A 15,799-nucleotide genomic window follows, 5' to 3' on the forward strand; every position below is an offset into this window, starting at 1 on the left:
GGGAATGAACCTGACGCTGCGCCCCATGGCGTATCCCGTCTTCTTCGAGATGTACCGCAACGCCATCAAGAACACCTGGACCGTGGAGGAGATCGACTTCTCCACGGACCTGGTGGACCTGCGCTCGAAGATGACGGACGCGGAGCGTCACCTCATCCACCGGCTGGTGGCCTTCTTCGCCACGGGCGACTCCATCGTCGGCAACAACCTGGTGCTCAACCTCTACAAGCACCTGAACGCGCCCGAAGCGCGCATGTACCTGTCGCGCCAGCTCTACGAAGAGGCCCTGCACGTCCAGTTCTACCTGACGCTGCTGGACACCTACGTGCCGGACCCGGCGGAGCGCGCCAAGGCCTTCGCGGCGGTGGACAACATCCCGTCCATCCAGCGCAAGGCGCGCTTCTGCATGAAGTGGATGGACAGCATCCAGGCGCTGGATCAGGTCCGCTCCAAGTCGGACCGCCGCCAGTTCCTGCTCAACCTCATCTGCTTCGCGGGCTGCATTGAGGGCCTCTTCTTCTTCGCGGCCTTCGCGTACGTGTACTTCCTGCGCAGCAAGGGGCTGCTGAACGGCCTGGCCGCGGGCACCAACTGGGTGTTCCGCGACGAGTCCGCCCACATGGCCTTCGCCTTCGAGTCCATCAAGACCGCGCGCAAGGAGGAGCCGGACCTCTTCGACGCGGGCCTGGAGAAGGACGTCGTGCAGATGATGCGCGACGCGGTGGAGTGCGAGACGCAGTTCGCCCAGGATCTGCTGAGCGGCGGTGTGATGGGCCTGTCGGTGCAGGAGATGCGCGGCTACCTGGAGTACGTGGCCGACCAACGCCTCCAGATGTTGGGCATGGCCCCCATCTTCCACACCAAGAACCCGCTGCACTTCATGGACCTGCAGGACGTGCAGGAGCTCACCAACTTCTTCGAGCGCCGCGTGTCGTCCTACCAGGTCGCTGTGGGCGTGGGCGCCGCCAACGACGTCGTCTTCGACGCCGCCTTCTAGGCCCCCCTCCCCTGCTCCACAAGCCAAGGCCGTGCCCCGCGACAGAAGCGAGGCACGGCCTTCGTGCTTCAAACGGGGTGTTCCACGTCGCGCCGGCCCGCCACGCGCTCGCGGCGCTCCTCGTCCAGGGCCTGCTCCGCGCGCGCGGCGGAGATCTGCACCGCCGGGCGGTTCACCAGCCGGTACACCGCGGACGCGAAGGCCGCGCCCAAGAGCGGCGCGACGATGAACAGCCACAGCTGGCGCAGGGCGTCCCCTCCGGCGAAGAGCGCCGGGCCCAGGCTGCGCGCCGGGTTCACCGACGTGTTGGTGATGGGGATGCCCACCAGGTGGATGAGCGTCAGCACCAGGCCAATGGCCACGCCCGCGAAGCCCACCGGCGCCCTTGAGTCCGTGGCCCCCAGCACCGTCAGCACCAGCAGGAAGGTGAGCACCACCTCCGTGATGAAGGCCGCCCCGCCGCCATAGCCTTCCGGAGACGCCGCCCCGTAGCCGTTGCTGCCCAGCCCCTCCGCGCCCGCGGAGTAGCCGCCCGGCGCGCCCTTCGCGATGAGCAGCACCACGCCCGCCGCCAGGATGGCGCCCAGGCACTGCGCGATGACGTAGCCAGCCAGGTGACGCTTGTCGAACTTGCCCGCCATCATCAGGCCCACCGTCACGGCCGGGTTCACGTGACAGCCGGAGATGGGGCCAATCGTGTAGACCATGGCCAGGAGCGACAGCCCGAAGGCGAAGGCCACGCCCAGGAAGCCGATGCGGTCGCCTGCCAGCACCGCCGCCCCGACGCCGCCGAGCACCAGCACGAACGTGCCGACGGCCTCCGCCAGGTACTTCTGCATCGCATCGCCGTTCGCGGAGGCCGCCCGGGCGGCCCTCACGTTCCCGTCTCGCATGTTCAAGCCTCCTCAGGTGTCCAGAGGAGAGGCTGTGCATGCGTGCACCCCTCGACGCACGAAGGCCCTGCACATGGCCGCCGTGCGGCGCATGGACAGGGCCCTCGCAGTCCCGAGGCCCCCGCCCCGAAGGGAGGGGCACCCGAGCCCATCAGGCGTTTCTCAGACGTGCTTCCAGATGCCGATGAACGGCAGGTTCCGGTACTTCTCGCCGTAGTCCAGGCCGTACCCGACGACGAACTTGTCCTCGATGACGAAGCCCTTGTAGTCGATGTCCACCTTCGTCTTGGCCCGCGCGGGCTTCTCCAGGAGCGAGCAGATCTTCACCGACGCCGGGTGGCGCGCCCGGAGGTTCTCCAGCAGGAAGCTCATGGTGAGCCCCGTGTCGATGATGTCCTCGATGATGAGCAGGTGCTTGCCCGCCATCGGCTTGGACACGTCCGTGGTGATGCGCACCTCGCCCGTGGACTCCGTGCCGCCGTGGTAGCTGGACACGCCCAGGAACTCGAGCGTCAGCGGCAAATCGATGGCCCTCGCCAGGTCGATGGCGAAGAACGCGGAGCCCTTGAGCACGCAGATGAGCGTCAGCTCCTTGCCCTGGTAGTCGCGGGTAATCTGCGCGCCCAGATCCTTCACGCGCGCCTGCACGGCCTCCTCGGAGATGAGGACGCCGACATCCTTCTCGTGGAACGTCGTCACCGGGTGCTCCCTCTACACGTAGGCGTTGTTCATGATCTCCCCGAAGCCGCCGCCACCGGGGACGATGTATTGCCGGTCATCCAGCCCCCGCTCCTTCTCCCAGAGCAGGCCCGGCGCGGTGCCGAACACCTCCGGCGGGGACAGGCCGCGGTCCAGACGGAGCGCGTAGATGATGACGTCCGGGTGCTCCGTCGTCATCCGGCGCAGGTACTCCGGCGTGACGATGAGGTTGAGCGTGATGATGCGCCGGGCCCGCCCGGGCACCTTCGTCTTGTACAGCTGGATGGCCGTGGACAGGCTGCCGCCCGTGGCCCCCATGGGGTCCGGGAACAGCACGAACGCGTCGTCCACGTCCCCGCCAATCTTCGCGCCGCCAATCTCCGAACCCACCACCGCCTGGGCCGCGTCGATCATCCGGCTCATGATGATGTGGTCCTGGCGCACCAGGGACGGATCCACCGTGAAGTTGAGCAGGTCATACGTCACCTGCGACGGCAGCGTGCCCGCGCGCGCGATGTTCACCGTCACCACGCGCAGCTGCGGGTCCACCACCTCGCCCTGGTAGATGCCCAGGGGCGTGGAGTCGATCATGCGGGTGGGAATCGTCACCATCTTGCGCGGGAACTCCGCGTTGATGACCGTCTTCACCAGGTCCGCGTAGAGCTGCTCCACCAGCCGGTTGATCTGCGGCTGCAGCGTGCCCTTGGCGCACAGCGTGGCCAGCTGGGAGAGGAGAAACGGATTTCCCACCAGGTGGACGTTGGGCCCATAGTGGTGGGCCATCTCGTTCAACTTGAAGGGCACGTTCGCGTAGAGAGTGTCGCGCATCGGATGGGGCTCCCGCGCCGGTGAGAGGCGGCTTTCGGCTTTCAGTCGAACAGCTTCAGCGTCTGCGGAGGGCTCGCCTCCGCGGGTTCCGCCACGTGACACTTGCGGCAGCGCGGCTCGTAGGCACCCGCCGCGCCCACCACCACCCGCTCCTCGCTGCCAATGATGCGCTGCGAACGGTTGGCCGGGTTCCCGCACACCGCGCAGATGGCCAGCTCCTTCGTCACGTACTCCGCCACCGCCATCAGCTGCGGCATCGGCTCGAAGGGGCGCCCCTGGTAGTCCTGGTCCAGGCCCGCGCAGATGACGCGCATGCCCCGCTGGGCGAGCGCCTCGCACACCTGCACCACTTCTCCGCCCAGGAACTGCACCTCGTCGATGCCCACCACCTGCGTGTCGGGGGACAGGTGCCGGAAAATTTCTTCAGCCCTTTCGATGGGCAGGGACGTCAATTTCAACTGGCTGTGGCTGACCACCTGCGTGTCGTCGTAGCGCGTGTCGATGCGCGGCTTGAACACGCGCACCTTCTGCCGGCCGTACAGCGCGCGCTTGACGCGGCGGATCAACTCCTCCGTCTTGCCGGAGAACATGGATCCGCAGATGACCTCTATCCACCCGATATCTTTGGGGAATTGATGCAATGGACGCTCGTCGGGGTGTGGCTGGGCGGGGCCAATCTCCGCGACCCACCCCTTCCCGTCAATTTCGTTTCCAGCCCGGCAAGCCCCCCTCCGCGCCGCCTGCCCGGCTGCTTCCCATGAAGTCCCGGAAGCCCTGGCAAGGGATTTGAATAGCCCTGGCCCCAGGTAGCAGGACGGGAACCTTGGGGGTGGGGCGTGGCGGCGACGGCGAATGAGGTGCAGGCGGGGAGTTGGGCGCAGCAGGCTTCTTTCTATTTGTCACCGGCTTCGGTGGCGCTGCTCATGCTGAACCTGCTGGACGGGCTGTTCACCCTGCTCTTCCTGCAGCTGGGGGTGGCGGAGGAGCTCAACCCGGTGATGCGCGTGGCGTACGAGCAGTCACCGCTGCTCTTCATGTTCTCCAAGCTGCTCATCGTGAACGCGGGCCTGTGCCTCTTGTGCCTGCACCGCCGCCTCAAGGCCAGCCGCATCGCCATCCGCGCGGGCGCCGTCGTCTACGCCATCATCGTGGTCTACCACCTGGCCTTCCTCACCCACCTGGTGAGTCACTGGCCCTTCGGGGCATGACGGCTAGGGGAGCAGTGAACGGTCCCCAGCGCGACAGGTAGGGGGTGCTTGCTTTTCACCTTCAGTCTGTCCCAGGCTTCCCCGTAGCTCCGGCCTTCCAGGTTCGGGGGGGGACCATGAACATCACCGACGTCCGGGTGTTTCCGGTCGAAGAGGACAAGCTCAAGGCGTACGTCACCATCACCCTGGATCACTGCTTCGTCGTGCGCGACCTGAAGGTGATCCACGGCTCCACCGGGCTCTTCATCGCGATGCCCGCGAAAAAACGGAAGGACGGGACCTACAAGGACATCGCCCATCCGTTGAACGCGGACACACGAAGCCAGATGGAGCGGGTCATCCTCATCGAGTACGAGAAACACCTTCACCAGGCGCAGAACGGGACGCTCGGTCCCGTGGCGGCTGAACTCGACTAACGAACTTCCATTCGGGGCGCTCACGGGTTAGTCAGCGCCCCCATGCAGCCGTCGCGTGACTTCAAGGTGTTCGCCGGGAACTCCAACCCGGCGTTGGCGCATCGCATCTGCGAATACCTCCAGCGTCCCCTGGGCAAGGCGACGGTGGACGCGTTTTCCGACGGGGAGATCCACGTCGAGATCGGCGAGAACGTACGCGGACAGGACGTGTTCATCGTCCAGTCCACGTGCCCGCCGACGAACCATCACCTGATGGAGCTGCTGATCATGTGCGACGCCCTCAAGCGGGCGAGCGCCGGCTCCATCACCGCCGTGATGCCGTACTACGGCTACGCGCGGCAGGACCGGAAGGTGGCGGCCCGCACGCCCATCACCGCCAAGCTGGTGGCGGACATGCTGGAGGTCGCGGGCGTCAACCGGGTGGTGTCCATGGACATGCACGCCGGGCAGATCCAGGGCTTCTTCAACATGCCCTCGGATCACCTCTACGGCTCGCCGGTGTTCCTGGAGGACATCCGCAAGCGCTTCCCGGAGTCGAGCGAGCTGGTCATCGTCAGCCCGGACGCCGGTGGCGTGGAGCGCGCGCGCGCCTACTCCAAGCGGCTGAACACGGGGCTGGCCATCATCGACAAGCGCCGCCCGCGCCCCAACGCCTCCGAGGTGATGAACCTCATTGGCGACGTGAAGGGCAAGGACGCCATCCTGGTGGACGACATGGTGGACACCGCGGGCACGCTCGCCCAGGCGGCCCTCGCGCTGAAGGACAAGGGCGCGCGCCGGGTGCTCGCGTACGCGGTGCACCCCATCCTGTCCGGCCCCGCCATCCAGCGCATCACCGACTCCGTCCTGGAGGAGGTCGTCTTCACGGACACGGTGCCGCTCGCGGCCAACGCCAAGGCGTGCCCGAAGATCCGCGCCCTGCAGACGGACGCCCTCTTCGGGGAGGCCATCGCGCGCATCCACCGCGCGGACTCGCTGAGCTCGCTGTTCGTCTGACGCCGTCCGGGCCTGCCCGGACGCAGCCAGGCGAAACGCCGCCTGGAAGCCGGGCGGCTTGACGAAGGACCCCGGGGGCTGGCATGTCCGGCCCCCTCCACCGGTTCCATGGGCCTTCAAACGGCCCGGGCGCCGTCTTCGGGGCCCACCATGGGGGTGGGATGCCGAGGGCGCCCAGACGCCGGTGAACACCGCGGTACCCCACCGAAAAGAGAGATTTCCATGGCCACCGACAAGAGCACCCTCGAAGCGCAGGCCCGTGAAGGTTCCGGCAAGGGCATTGCCCGCCGCCTGCGCGCCGCCGGCCAGGTTCCCGCCGTCGTCTACGGCAAGCACCTGAAGGCGCCGCTGCACATCTCCGTGGACCCCAAGGCCATCCGCGCGGCCATCAACACCCCGCACAAGCTGAACACGCTCATCCAGCTGAAGCTGGCGGGCAATGATCAGCAGGTCCTCCTGAAGGACTACCAGATGGATCCGCTGACCCGCGACATCCTGCACGCGGACTTCATCGCCGTGACGGAGAAGGAGCAGGTCAAGGTGAACCTCCCCGTCGTGCTGACCGGCAAGGCCGCGGGCGTGGCGGACGGCGGTCTGCTCACCCAGGTTCGCCGCAACCTGGAGGTCTGGGCGCTCCCCGGCAACATCCCGCTCCAGATCGAGGTGGACGTCACCAACCTGAAGATCGCGGAAGCCCTCCACGTGAACGACGTGAAGCTCCCCGAGGGCGTGTCCGTGAAGACGCACGTCAACTACACCATCGCGGTCCTCTCCGCGCCGGAAGCGGCGGAGGCGACTCCTGCGGCGGCCGCGGCGGCTGCGGCCCCGGCGGCGGGCAAGGCGGACGCGAAGGCGGGCGACGCGAAGGCCCCCGCGGCGGCCGCGGCCAAGGCCCCGGCGAAGAAGTAGTCCTCTTCCGCCGTTCGGTGTCTCTTCGCGGGGCGGGCCTCTTCCAGGGCCTGCCCCGCTGTCTTTTTCCGGGTGTGGCCCCTTCCAGGCCCGCACCCTCCTTGGGAGCCTTCCATGAAGCTCATCTGCGGGCTGGGCAACCCCGGGCGCGAGTACGAGCGCCACCGCCACAACGTCGGGTTCATGGTGGTGGACGCGCTCCTGTCGCGCGCCCGCGCGGAGCTCACCCAGGACAAGTTCCAGGCGCGCGTGGGCCAGGGAAGCCTGGGCGGCGAGCGCATCCTCTTCGTGGAGCCGCAGACGTACATGAACCTGTCCGGCCGCTCCGTGGCGGAGGCGGCGCGCTTCTACAAGGTCGCGGTGCAGGACGTGCTCGTGGTGCACGACGAATTGGACCTGCCCTTCGGGCGGCTGCAGCTCAAGGCGGGCGGCGGCGCGGGCGGGCACAACGGCCTGAAGAGCATGGTGCAGTGCCTGGGCGAGGACGCCTTCATCCGCGTGCGGGTGGGCATTGGCAAGCCCGAAGGGCCCAACGCCAAGGAGCGCGTGGCGGGCTACGTCCTGTCCAACTTCGATGACGGCGAGCGCCGCCAGTTGGAGGAACTCATCGGCAAGGCGGCGGACATGGCGGAGAGCTGGGTGCGGGACGGGCTCGCCACGGCGATGAACCGCCACAACCGCCGGGCCTGAAGCGCCCGGACATCCGGCGCTCGGCCGCCTGCCCCCCTGCCCGAGCTTGACTTTCCAGGAGGGGTCCTCTTAGAAGCCCCTTCCCCCGGAGTGCGTCCCGCGCGGTCCGGTGGATGTTCTTTCAAAGCTTCCCGTGTTCACGCACGGGCCAAGGCGCGACGGTGACGGGCGCGCGAGAGGATTTCCCGTCCCCGGTGGTGGCCTTCGAGGGCCTCCGGCCGTTTCCCCGCTCCCCGGATGGTCCGGGGGGCACTCGACCCCAAGGGGAGAGAAACATGGCAGAGACGCAGGCCGCCAAGCGGCTTCGTGAGTACGAGACCATCTTCCTGGTCAAGCCGGACGTGACCGACGACAACGTGGACAAGCTCAAGGAGCGCGTCCGCGGCATCGTTTCGCGTGAGGGCGGCAAGGTCCTCCGCTTCACGGTGTGGGGGAAGAAGAAGACCCTGTTCCCCGTGGCCAAGCAGCCCCGCGCCATCTACGTCCACACGAGCTTCCTGGGTGACGGCAAGCTGGTGGCGGAGATCGAGCGCAACCTGCGCAACATCGACGACGTGACGCGCTACATCTCCGTGAAGATCGCGGACGAGGTGGATCCCGAGTCGCGTCCGGTGCTCGAGGACCTCAAGCTGGCCGGCGATGTCGAGGAGACCCGTCCGGGCGCTCCCGCCGAGCGCGAGGGTGGCTTCCGCGGCGAGACGGCCGAGTTCGCGGGTGGCGATTCGGAAGAGGAGTCCACCGAAGAGGCGTAACGCCTCTGACGGGACCTTCCCCCAACCTTCCAGGAAACGAGAACGTTCATGAGCAACGGCATGGATAGCAAGCAGGGCGCGGGCGCTTCCCGCGGCCCCGGTGGCGGTGGCGGTGGCGGCTACGGCGGCGGTTCGCGCGGTGGCGACCGTGGTGGTGATCGCGGCGGTGACCGCGACCGTGGTGGTGATCGTGGCGACCGCGGCGGCATGGGCGGCGACGACGACAAGCGCGGTGGTCGTGGCTTCGGCCGCAAGAAGGTCTGCCGGTTCTGCGCGGAGAAGAACGCGTCGGTGGACTTCAAGGACCAGGCGACGCTGAAGTACTTCGTCACCGAGCGCGGCAAGATCATCCCCCGCCGCATCTCCGGCAACTGCGCGAAGCACCAGCGTGAGGTGGCGGTGGCCATCAAGCGCGCCCGCGGCATCGCGCTCCTCCCCTACAACGCGGTGGTCGGCTAGTCGCCGGTCCGCAACACAGGAGACAGGAACATGAAGGTCATTCTGCGTGAGGACATCGACAACCTCGGCAAGTCCGGCGAGCTCGTCACGGTGAAGGACGGCTTCGGCCGTAACTTCCTGCTGCCGCGCAAGAAGGCGGTCCTGGCGAGCGAGCAGAACCTGCGTCAGCTGGAGCACGAGAAGTCCGTGCAGACGGCGCGCAACGCCAAGCTGAAGGGCGCTGCCGACGAGCAGGCCAAGAAGCTGGGCGCCGTCAAGGTCACCATCAAGCGCAAGGTGGGCGAGCAGGACAAGCTGTTCGGCTCCGTCACGGTGCTGGACATCGCCGAGGCGCTCGCGGCCCAGGGCCAGCAGGTGGATCGCCGCCAGCTGCACCTGGCCGAGCCCATCAAGTCGCTGGGCAGCTACGACGTGGAGCTGCGCCTGCACCGCGAGGTGACGGCGAAGATCAAGGTCGACGTGGTGGCCGAGTAGTCCACCGCTTCACCTGAAGCGCTCCATCGCTTCAAAGGGAAGGGCCGTCCGGGCAACCGGGCGGCCCTTTTCGCGTCTCCGGGCAGGAGGCCGTCCGGCTCGCGCCGTGAGCGGTCCGTTTCACGGCATCCGCGTGGTGCCAGGAGCACGGGCGTGGGTACTTCAGCGGCGGACACCGTCAGGAGGTCCCCGCCGCATGAGCGCCCCGCTCCGCCCCGCCGCCGCGCACCACCCCGACCTGGACTGGCTCCGGGTGCTGGCCATCGTGGTGCTGCACCTGTTCCACACCGGGATGATGTTCAACACCTGGGAGTGGCACCTCAAGAGCCCCCAGGCGCTGCCGGTGCTGGAGCCGGTGATGGGCGTGCTGCACCTGGTGCGCATGCCGCTGTTGATGGTCATCTCCGGCGCGGGCACCGCGTTCGCGCTCCGGCGGCGCTCCTTGAGGGCGTTCACGAAGGACCGGACGAAGCGGCTGTTGTTGCCGCTGGTGTTCGGCATGTTCGTGGTGGTGCCGCCGCAGATCTACGTGGAGCGGCTGTTCCAGGGCCGCATCCAGGGGAGCTACGCCGCGTTCTACCCGACGGTGTTCGACTTCGTGCCCTACCCCGCGGGCAGCTTCAGCTGGCACCATCTGTGGTTCGTGGCCTACCTGTTCGTCTACTGCCTCCTGGCCCTGCCCCTCTTCGCGGCGCTGCGCACGCAGGCCGGGGGGCGGTTCCTCGCGAGGGCGGACGCGTGGCTGTCGCGAGGGGTGAACGTGCTGTGGCTTGTCGTGCCGCTGGCGCTCAACCGGGTGCTCCTGCGCGACTTCCCGGAGACGCACGCGCTGCTGGATGATCCGCGCACGTTCGTGCACTACGGCCTGCTGTTCCTCTACGGGCACCTGCTGGGCCGCTGCCCGGGCGTGTGGGGCCGGCTGGTGGCGCTGCGCCACGGGCTCCTGGCCGTGACGGTGGTGGCGCTCGGGGTGGAGCTGGTGTGGCCGTGGCCGGTGATGCCGGTGGTGCCCGCCATCGTGGGGGGCACGGTGCTCATCTGGAGCGGGCTGCTGACGGCGATGGCCTTCGCGCGGCACCACGTGCGCACGGCCCCCGCGTGGCTTTCGCACGCGCAGGCGCTGTCGTATCCGTTCTACATCTTCCACCAGACGGTCATCATCTGCGTGGGCTACCTGTGCCTGCGGCTGCCGGTGGGTCCCTGGGCCATGCTCTTCGCGGTGCTCACGCTGTCCTTCGCCGCCACGCTGGGGCTGTGCGAGGGCGTGTCCCGCGTGTCGTGGCTCCGGCCGCTCTTCGGGATGAAGCCCCGGGCCGCGCGCCCGGCCGTCCTCACCTCGGAGGCCGTGGGGTGAGCGCCCGGGACGACGTTGCATCCACGCGGTGGCGTTGGCCCCGGGTGCGCATGCGCCCGGCGCTGAAGGTCCTGGCGTTCGGGCTGGTCCTGGGCGTGTGGCAGGGCAGCGCGGTGCGGCTGATGCAGCTCATGCGGCCTCATCCGGGCCATTGGGCACCCGCGTTCATCTGGGAGATGACCAGCGCGGTCGCCGTCACGCTGCTGCTCCCCGTCCTGATGACGGCGGTGCTCAACGCGCCGTCGCCGCGCGTGGGCTGGGCGCGCTTTTTGGGCATCCACGCGGCGGCGTTCATGGTCTTCACGTCGCTGCACATCGCGCTGATGGCGGGGCTGCGGCATGGCGTCTACGCGCTGATGGAGCTGGGGGACTACGACCTGGGGCCCCCCGTGTACGCGCTCCCCATGGAGGCGCAGAAGGACCTGATCACCTACGGCCTGGGCTGCGCGGTCATCTCACTCCTGCACGAGTGGCGGGAGCGGCAGGCCCGCGCGCTGCGCTCGGCGGAGCTGGAGGGCGAGCTGCGGGCCGCGCAGCTCCAGTCGCTCACGGGCCAGCTGCACCCGCACTTCCTCTTCAACGCGCTGCACACCATCGGGTCGGTGATGTACGAGGACCTGCCGCGCACGGACCGGCTGCTGAGCGACCTGGGCCAGCTGCTGCGCGCGAGCCTGGAGCGCACCGAGCCCACCTGGACGCTGGCCGAGGAGCGCGGCCACACCGAGCGCTTCGTCGCGCTGCTCGCGGCTCGCTTCGGCGACCGGCTGGAGGTGCGCTGGGACGTGGCGCCGGGGCTGGAGTCCCAGCGCGTGCCCAGCTTCGCGCTGCAGACGCTGGTGGAGAACGCGGTGAAGCACAACCAGGACCTGCGCGGAGCGCTGGAGGTGCGCATCCGCGCGCGAGCTGAAGCCGACCGCTGGGCGCTGGAGGTGGAGGACACCGGACGCGGCTTCGGGGCGTCCTCCCCCGCCTCCGGGCCCGGCGTGGGGCTGACGCAACTTGAGCGCGTGCTCACGCTGCTGCACGGCGACCGGGCCCGGCTGGAGCGCGGCGCGGGGCCGGAGGGTGGCGCGCGCGTGACGGTGTGGCTGCCCCGGGTGGAGGTCGCATGACGGTGTTCCGCGTGCTGGTGGTGGACGACGAGGCGCCGGCTCGCGCGAAGGTGAAGCGCCTGCTGACGGCAGACGCGCGCTTCTCCTGCGTGGGCGAGGCGGAGGACGGGACGGAGGCGCTCGCGCGCATCGAAGCGTTGCGGCCGGACCTGGTGGTGCTCGACGTACAGATGCCCGGCCTCACCGGCTTCGAGGTCCTGGAGGCGCTCGGGCCGGACGCCTGCCCCGCCGTCATCTTCTCCACCGCCTATGAGCGCTTCGCGCTCCAGGCCTTCGAGGCCCACGCGGCGGACTACCTCCTCAAGCCCTATGACGCCGGCCGCTTCACCCGCGCGCTCGACAAGGCCCATGCGCTGTTGAGCGCGGGCACGCCCGGCTCCGCCGCGCTGGACGCCCTGCTCGCCACCGTGGCGAAGGCCCGCCCGGAACGCCCCCTGGAGCGGCTGGTGGTGAAGGTGGGCGAAGGCTGGGTGCCCCTGCGCCTGGACACCGTGTGGCGCCTGTCGTCGGAGGACAAGTACGTCCGGCTCTTCACCGCCCAGGGCGAACACCTGGTGCGCCAGACGCTCCGGGCCCTGGAGGAGCGCCTGGACCCCACCCGCTTCGTGCGCGTGCACCGCGGCGACCTGGTGAACCTGGAGGCCGTGGCCCGGCTGGAGCCGTGGACGCATGGGGACGGCATCCTGGTGCTCAAGGACGGCTCCACGGTGATCCTCAGCCGCACCTACCGGGAGGCCTTCCTCCAGCAGTGGGGCGCCGCCGAATAGCCCGACGCGCCGGGTCGGTTCACCGGGAGACCGGGCGGAGGTCCTACGGCGGGTCGCGGCATCCCTCCCGGACCTACCGGGTGCTACAGGTCTGTTGCCTGGAAACTGGACGTCCGCTGGAACGTGTCAGACGCTGCCTGTAGAGGTTCCAAGCAGCCATGCAGAACGTCCTGGACGGTAGGGAAGGACGGCGGGTCCACGAGGATCTCGCCGCGGAGCGTGCGGTGCTGGGCGCCGTGCTGGCGGACAACGGGCTCATCACGCCCGTGGCGGAGGTCGTCCACGCGGACGACTTCGCCAGCCCTTCGCACGCGCAGATCTTCGCCGCGATGATGCGGCTGGATCAGCAGAGCAAGCAGGTGGACCACCTGACGCTCGCGGAGGAGCTCAAGGTCCTGGGCCAGCTCGTCGCGGTGGGCGGCCCCGCGTACCTGATGGGCCTGGACCAGGTGGTGCCGCTGGCGGCCAACGCCGTCCAGTACGCCCACATCGTCAAGGACCAGGCGCTGCGCCGGCGCCTGGCCAACGTGGGCCGGGAGATCCAGGACCTCGCCAGCCAGGAGACGGGCGAGCTGGAGGTCCTGCTCGACGAGGCCGAGCGCAAGGTCTTCCTCCTCGCGGAGAAGAAGCGCGAAGGCGACCTGCGTCCGGTCAGCGAGCTGATGGAGCAGACGCTCGACCTGCTGGACAAGATGAAGACCGCGGCGACGGGCGTCACGGGCCTGTCCACGGGCTACATCGACCTGGACAACCAGCTGACCGGCCTGCACGCCGGTGAACTCATCATCCTCGCGGCGCGTCCCGGCATCGGCAAGACGTCCTTCGCCATGAACATCGCGGTGCACGCGGCCCTGAAGGAGAACAAGGCCGTCGGCATCTTCAGCCTGGAAATGCCCGCGGATCAGCTGCTCATGCGTCTGCTCGCGTCCACCGCGCGCGTGGACATGAAGAAGCTGCGCGGCGGCCGGCTGTCCCCGCACGACGAGGAGAAGTTCCAGGAGATGGCGGGCGCGCTCTACAACGCGCCCATCTACATCGACGACTCCGGCGGCCTGTCCCCGTTCGACCTGCGCGCGAAGGCGCGGCGCGTGAAGCAGAAGGACCCGCGCCTGTCGCTCATCGTCATCGACTACCTCCAGCTGATGCACCAGAAGGGCAAGGTGGAGAGCCGCCAGCTGGAAGTCGCGGAAATCTCCCGCGCGCTCAAGCAGCTGGCCAAGGAGCTGGAGGTGCCCATCATCGCGCTCAGCCAGCTCAGCCGTAAGGTGGAGGAACGCAAGGGCGGCAAGCCCATGCTCTCCGACCTGCGTGAGTCCGGCTCCATCGAGCAGGACGCCGACGTGGTGATGTTCATCCACCGTGAGACGGAGGAGGCGGCGGTGGCGGAGGCAACACGGTCATCCCCGTGGAGCTCATCGTCGCCAAGCAGCGAAACGGCCCCATCGGGTCCGTCGAGCTGGTGTTCCTCGCGGAGTACACGCGCTTCGAAAGCCGCGCCCGGAGCGAGTAGTCGCCGCGTCAGTCCCGGCCGGTGCGCAGGTAGCCCGTGACGTGCTCACGGGCCGCCCGCACCGCGGCCTCCGGCCCCGTGCCCCGTCCCAGCTCCGCCGCCAGCGCGGACGCCAGCCGGCAACCGGTGCCCCGGCGCTCCGGGGGCCGCTTCAACCGGCGCCCCCGCATCACCACCGTGCGCCCTGAATACGCCAGCACGTCCGCCAGCCCCTGCCCTTCCGGCAGGTGCCCGCCCTTCACCAGCACCGCGCCGAAGCCGCGCTGGCACAGCGCCTCCGCCGCCTCCTGCGCGTCCTCCACCGTGCCCAGCGCGGGCCGGCCCAAGAGCCACGCGGCCTCCTCCAGGTTCGGCGTCACCAGCACGCGCGGGCCCGCGAGCGCCAGGTAGTGCCGGGGCGTCAGCCGTGACAGCGCCTGCCCCCGGGAGGAGCGCACCACCGGGTCCACCACCCACCACGCGTCCGCGTCCTTGAGCGCCGCCCTCGCCGTGGACAGCTGCGACGGCCCGGGCACCACGCCCCACTTCACCGCGTGCAGGGGGCCCCACTCTCGCGCGGCCGTCACCTGCGCGGCCAGCATGCGCGGGGACGCCGGCACCACCGCGAAGGTGTGCGAGCCCTGCGCCGTCTGGGCCGTGGGCACCGCCACCGCGTCGCCGCCCCGCGCCCGCACCGCGGCCACGTCCGCCAGGAGCCCGGCCCTGCCCGTGGGCTCCAGTCCCGCCAGGAGCAGGACGCGCGGCCTCACCGGCGGTGCTCTCGCGCCTTCTGCACCAGCGCCTTGTAGACGCCCAGGTGCACCGGGATGGTCCCCAGCATCAGCTCCGGGTGCCACTGCACGCCCAGCGCGAAGGTGTGCGCGGTGGACTCAATCGCCTCCACCACGCCGTCCGGCGACACCGCGCTCACCGTCACGTCCGTGCCCGGCTTGTTCACCGCCTGGTGGTGCGTGGAGTTCACCATCAGCTGCCCGTGCCCCACGGCCTCCGCCAGCATCGTGCCGTTCTTCACCTCCACCGGGTGCTGCGGCTGGGTGCGGTCGTGCTTCTGCTCGTGGTCGCGCGCGCCCGGCACCTCGCGCAGGATGTCCTGGAACAGCGTGCCGCCCAGCACCACGGCGAGCAGCTGCATGCCGCCGCACACGCCCAGCACCGGCAGGTTGCGCTTGAGCGCGCCGCGGATGAGCTGCGCCTCGAAGGCCGTGCGGCCCTCCTTCAGCGGCCCCATGCCTTCGCGCACCTCCTCGCCGTACGCGGACGGAGGGATGTCGAACGCGCCGCCCGTCACCACCAGCCCGGACACCCGCTCCAGGTAGGCGTCCACGCAGGACGGGTCGTCGGTGTACGGCAGCACGAAGGGCAGGCCCCCCGCGCGCAGCACCGCCTCCGCGTAGGGCACCTTCAATTCGTAGCGGGGGAAGGCGGAGTCGGCCGGCTGGGCCCAGTCCGGGCTGAGGCCGATGTTGGGACGACGCGGCGTCGTCCCGTGATGACGCGGAGGTGGATGGTTCATGGTGGGGGTGCTGCCTTGAGGTTAGAGGCCAGTCCCCCGCGCGCTGTCAAACGCCGCCGCCAGCTGCCGCACCCGCTCGGCGATGTCCTGGGCGAGCAGGGCGTCGGACACCACCGCCGCGCCGTGCGCCCCCGTCGCGGCCACGCTCGCGATGTTGGACAGGCCCACCCCGCCAATGCCCACCACCGGCAGCGGGCTGTCCGCCACCACCCGCCGGAAGGC

General features: G+C 69.3%; 19 protein-coding genes and 1 pseudogene. 13 read left to right on the top strand and 7 right to left on the bottom strand.

Annotated features, from left to right (window positions below):
- The first annotated feature begins 4 nt into the window (after positions 1–4).
- On the top strand, positions 5–997 hold the full coding sequence (locus D7V80_RS18345; RefSeq protein ID WP_233585479.1) for a ribonucleotide-diphosphate reductase subunit beta: 993 nt from the start codon (positions 5–7) through the stop codon (positions 995–997).
- Positions 998–1,065: 68 nt separating this feature from the next.
- Here the strand turns inward: D7V80_RS18345 and aqpZ are convergent, their stop codons facing one another.
- The 4 genes from aqpZ to D7V80_RS18365 form a co-directional block, all read right to left on the bottom strand.
- Entirely contained in the window at positions 1,066–1,890 is an 825-nt protein-coding gene (gene aqpZ / locus D7V80_RS18350) for an aquaporin Z (protein ID WP_120589395.1), read from the bottom strand.
- 162 nt (positions 1,891–2,052) lie between these two features.
- On the bottom strand, positions 2,053–2,589 hold the full coding sequence (gene hpt / locus D7V80_RS18355; RefSeq protein WP_120589396.1) for a hypoxanthine phosphoribosyltransferase: 537 nt from the start codon (positions 2,587–2,589) through the stop codon (positions 2,053–2,055).
- Positions 2,590–2,601: 12 nt separating this feature from the next.
- Positions 2,602–3,417 (bottom strand): uracil phosphoribosyltransferase, encoded by an 816-nt coding sequence (locus tag D7V80_RS18360; RefSeq protein WP_120589397.1) that lies wholly within the window; start codon positions 3,415–3,417, stop codon positions 2,602–2,604.
- Positions 3,418–3,458: 41 nt separating this feature from the next.
- Positions 3,459–4,058 (bottom strand): thymidine kinase, encoded by a 600-nt coding sequence (locus tag D7V80_RS18365; RefSeq protein WP_043321219.1) that lies wholly within the window; start codon positions 4,056–4,058, stop codon positions 3,459–3,461.
- Positions 4,059–4,253: 195 nt separating this feature from the next.
- Between D7V80_RS18365 and D7V80_RS18370 the strand changes: the two genes are divergently transcribed.
- The 12 genes and pseudogenes from D7V80_RS18370 to dnaB all read left to right on the top strand — a co-directional run bounded on the left by D7V80_RS18370 (position 4,254) and on the right by dnaB (position 14,064).
- Positions 4,254–4,625: a DUF5658 family protein gene (locus D7V80_RS18370; RefSeq protein WP_043321218.1), complete on the top strand. Its 372-nt coding sequence runs from the start codon at positions 4,254–4,256 to the stop codon at positions 4,623–4,625.
- Between the two features lie 116 nt (positions 4,626–4,741).
- Positions 4,742–5,041 (top strand): septation regulator SpoVG, encoded by a 300-nt coding sequence (gene spoVG / locus D7V80_RS18375; protein WP_014395244.1) that lies wholly within the window; start codon positions 4,742–4,744, stop codon positions 5,039–5,041.
- Positions 5,042–5,083: 42 nt separating this feature from the next.
- Positions 5,084–6,037: a ribose-phosphate pyrophosphokinase gene (locus D7V80_RS18380; protein WP_120589398.1), complete on the top strand. Its 954-nt coding sequence runs from the start codon at positions 5,084–5,086 to the stop codon at positions 6,035–6,037.
- A 222-nt stretch (positions 6,038–6,259) separates the two neighbouring features.
- Positions 6,260–6,946: a 50S ribosomal protein L25/general stress protein Ctc gene (locus D7V80_RS18385; RefSeq protein WP_120589399.1), complete on the top strand. Its 687-nt coding sequence runs from the start codon at positions 6,260–6,262 to the stop codon at positions 6,944–6,946.
- Positions 6,947–7,060: 114 nt separating this feature from the next.
- Entirely contained in the window at positions 7,061–7,636 is a 576-nt protein-coding gene (pth, locus tag D7V80_RS18390; protein ID WP_014395241.1) for an aminoacyl-tRNA hydrolase, read from the top strand.
- Positions 7,637–7,911: 275 nt separating this feature from the next.
- A complete protein-coding gene (rpsF, locus tag D7V80_RS18395; protein ID WP_120589400.1) occupies positions 7,912–8,388 on the top strand; it encodes a 30S ribosomal protein S6 in 477 nt (158 codons plus the stop codon).
- 48 nt (positions 8,389–8,436) lie between these two features.
- Positions 8,437–8,847, top strand: coding sequence for a 30S ribosomal protein S18 (gene rpsR / locus D7V80_RS18400; protein WP_120564015.1), 411 nt, complete (start codon positions 8,437–8,439; stop codon positions 8,845–8,847).
- Between the two features lie 30 nt (positions 8,848–8,877).
- Positions 8,878–9,321 carry a 50S ribosomal protein L9 gene (gene rplI / locus D7V80_RS18405; protein ID WP_014395238.1) on the top strand — a complete coding sequence of 148 codons (444 nt, stop codon included), beginning with the start codon at positions 8,878–8,880 and terminating at the stop codon, positions 9,319–9,321.
- A 196-nt stretch (positions 9,322–9,517) separates the two neighbouring features.
- Positions 9,518–10,675 (top strand): acyltransferase, encoded by a 1,158-nt coding sequence (locus D7V80_RS18410; protein ID WP_120589401.1) that lies wholly within the window; start codon positions 9,518–9,520, stop codon positions 10,673–10,675.
- Positions 10,672–11,787, top strand: a complete 1,116-nt coding sequence (locus D7V80_RS18415) for a sensor histidine kinase (RefSeq protein WP_199738726.1) — start codon at positions 10,672–10,674, stop codon at positions 11,785–11,787. Before D7V80_RS18410 ends, D7V80_RS18415 begins: the two co-directional genes overlap by 4 nt.
- Positions 11,784–12,554 (top strand): LytTR family DNA-binding domain-containing protein, encoded by a 771-nt coding sequence (locus D7V80_RS18420; RefSeq protein ID WP_120589402.1) that lies wholly within the window; start codon positions 11,784–11,786, stop codon positions 12,552–12,554. The genes D7V80_RS18415 and D7V80_RS18420 overlap by 4 nt, the downstream gene beginning before the upstream one ends.
- Before the next feature lie 158 nt (positions 12,555–12,712).
- Positions 12,713–14,064, top strand: a pseudogene (dnaB, locus tag D7V80_RS18425) (replicative DNA helicase).
- An 8-nt stretch (positions 14,065–14,072) separates the two neighbouring features.
- Here the strand turns inward: dnaB and D7V80_RS18430 are convergent.
- The 3 genes from D7V80_RS18430 to D7V80_RS18440 form a co-directional block, all read right to left on the bottom strand.
- On the bottom strand, positions 14,073–14,813 hold the full coding sequence (locus tag D7V80_RS18430) for a bifunctional hydroxymethylpyrimidine kinase/phosphomethylpyrimidine kinase (RefSeq protein ID WP_120589403.1): 741 nt from the start codon (positions 14,811–14,813) through the stop codon (positions 14,073–14,075).
- On the bottom strand, positions 14,810–15,577 hold the full coding sequence (locus D7V80_RS18435) for a gamma-glutamyl-gamma-aminobutyrate hydrolase family protein (RefSeq protein WP_014395232.1): 768 nt from the start codon (positions 15,575–15,577) through the stop codon (positions 14,810–14,812). The genes D7V80_RS18430 and D7V80_RS18435 overlap by 4 nt, the downstream gene beginning before the upstream one ends.
- A 21-nt stretch (positions 15,578–15,598) precedes the next feature.
- On the bottom strand, positions 15,599–15,799 hold a 201-nt coding region (locus D7V80_RS18440), incomplete at its 5' end, for a thiamine phosphate synthase (RefSeq protein ID WP_199738728.1).

This window comes from Corallococcus sp. CA054B (genome assembly GCF_003611625.1).
GTDB lineage: Bacteria > Myxococcota > Myxococcia > Myxococcales > Myxococcaceae > Corallococcus > Corallococcus coralloides.

Bases quoted from the DNA above. Each gene is read 5' to 3' on its own strand.
- D7V80_RS18345 (WP_233585479.1), top strand. From the start codon at position 5: ATGAACCTGACGCTGCGCCCCATGGCGTATCCCGTCTTCTTCGAGATG.
- aqpZ (WP_120589395.1), bottom strand. From the start codon at position 1,890: ATGCGAGACGGGAACGTGAGGGCCGCCCGGGCGGCCTCCGCGAACGGC.
- D7V80_RS18360 (WP_120589397.1), bottom strand. From the start codon at position 3,417: ATGCGCGACACTCTCTACGCGAACGTGCCCTTCAAGTTGAACGAGATG.
- spoVG (WP_014395244.1), top strand. From the start codon at position 4,742: ATGAACATCACCGACGTCCGGGTGTTTCCGGTCGAAGAGGACAAGCTC.
- D7V80_RS18380 (WP_120589398.1), top strand. From the start codon at position 5,084: ATGCAGCCGTCGCGTGACTTCAAGGTGTTCGCCGGGAACTCCAACCCG.
- D7V80_RS18385 (WP_120589399.1), top strand. From the start codon at position 6,260: ATGGCCACCGACAAGAGCACCCTCGAAGCGCAGGCCCGTGAAGGTTCC.
- pth (WP_014395241.1), top strand. From the start codon at position 7,061: ATGAAGCTCATCTGCGGGCTGGGCAACCCCGGGCGCGAGTACGAGCGC.
- rpsF (WP_120589400.1), top strand. From the start codon at position 7,912: ATGGCAGAGACGCAGGCCGCCAAGCGGCTTCGTGAGTACGAGACCATC.
- rpsR (WP_120564015.1), top strand. From the start codon at position 8,437: ATGAGCAACGGCATGGATAGCAAGCAGGGCGCGGGCGCTTCCCGCGGC.
- rplI (WP_014395238.1), top strand. From the start codon at position 8,878: ATGAAGGTCATTCTGCGTGAGGACATCGACAACCTCGGCAAGTCCGGC.
- D7V80_RS18410 (WP_120589401.1), top strand. From the start codon at position 9,518: ATGAGCGCCCCGCTCCGCCCCGCCGCCGCGCACCACCCCGACCTGGAC.
- D7V80_RS18420 (WP_120589402.1), top strand. From the start codon at position 11,784: ATGACGGTGTTCCGCGTGCTGGTGGTGGACGACGAGGCGCCGGCTCGC.
- D7V80_RS18435 (WP_014395232.1), bottom strand. From the start codon at position 15,577: ATGAACCATCCACCTCCGCGTCATCACGGGACGACGCCGCGTCGTCCC.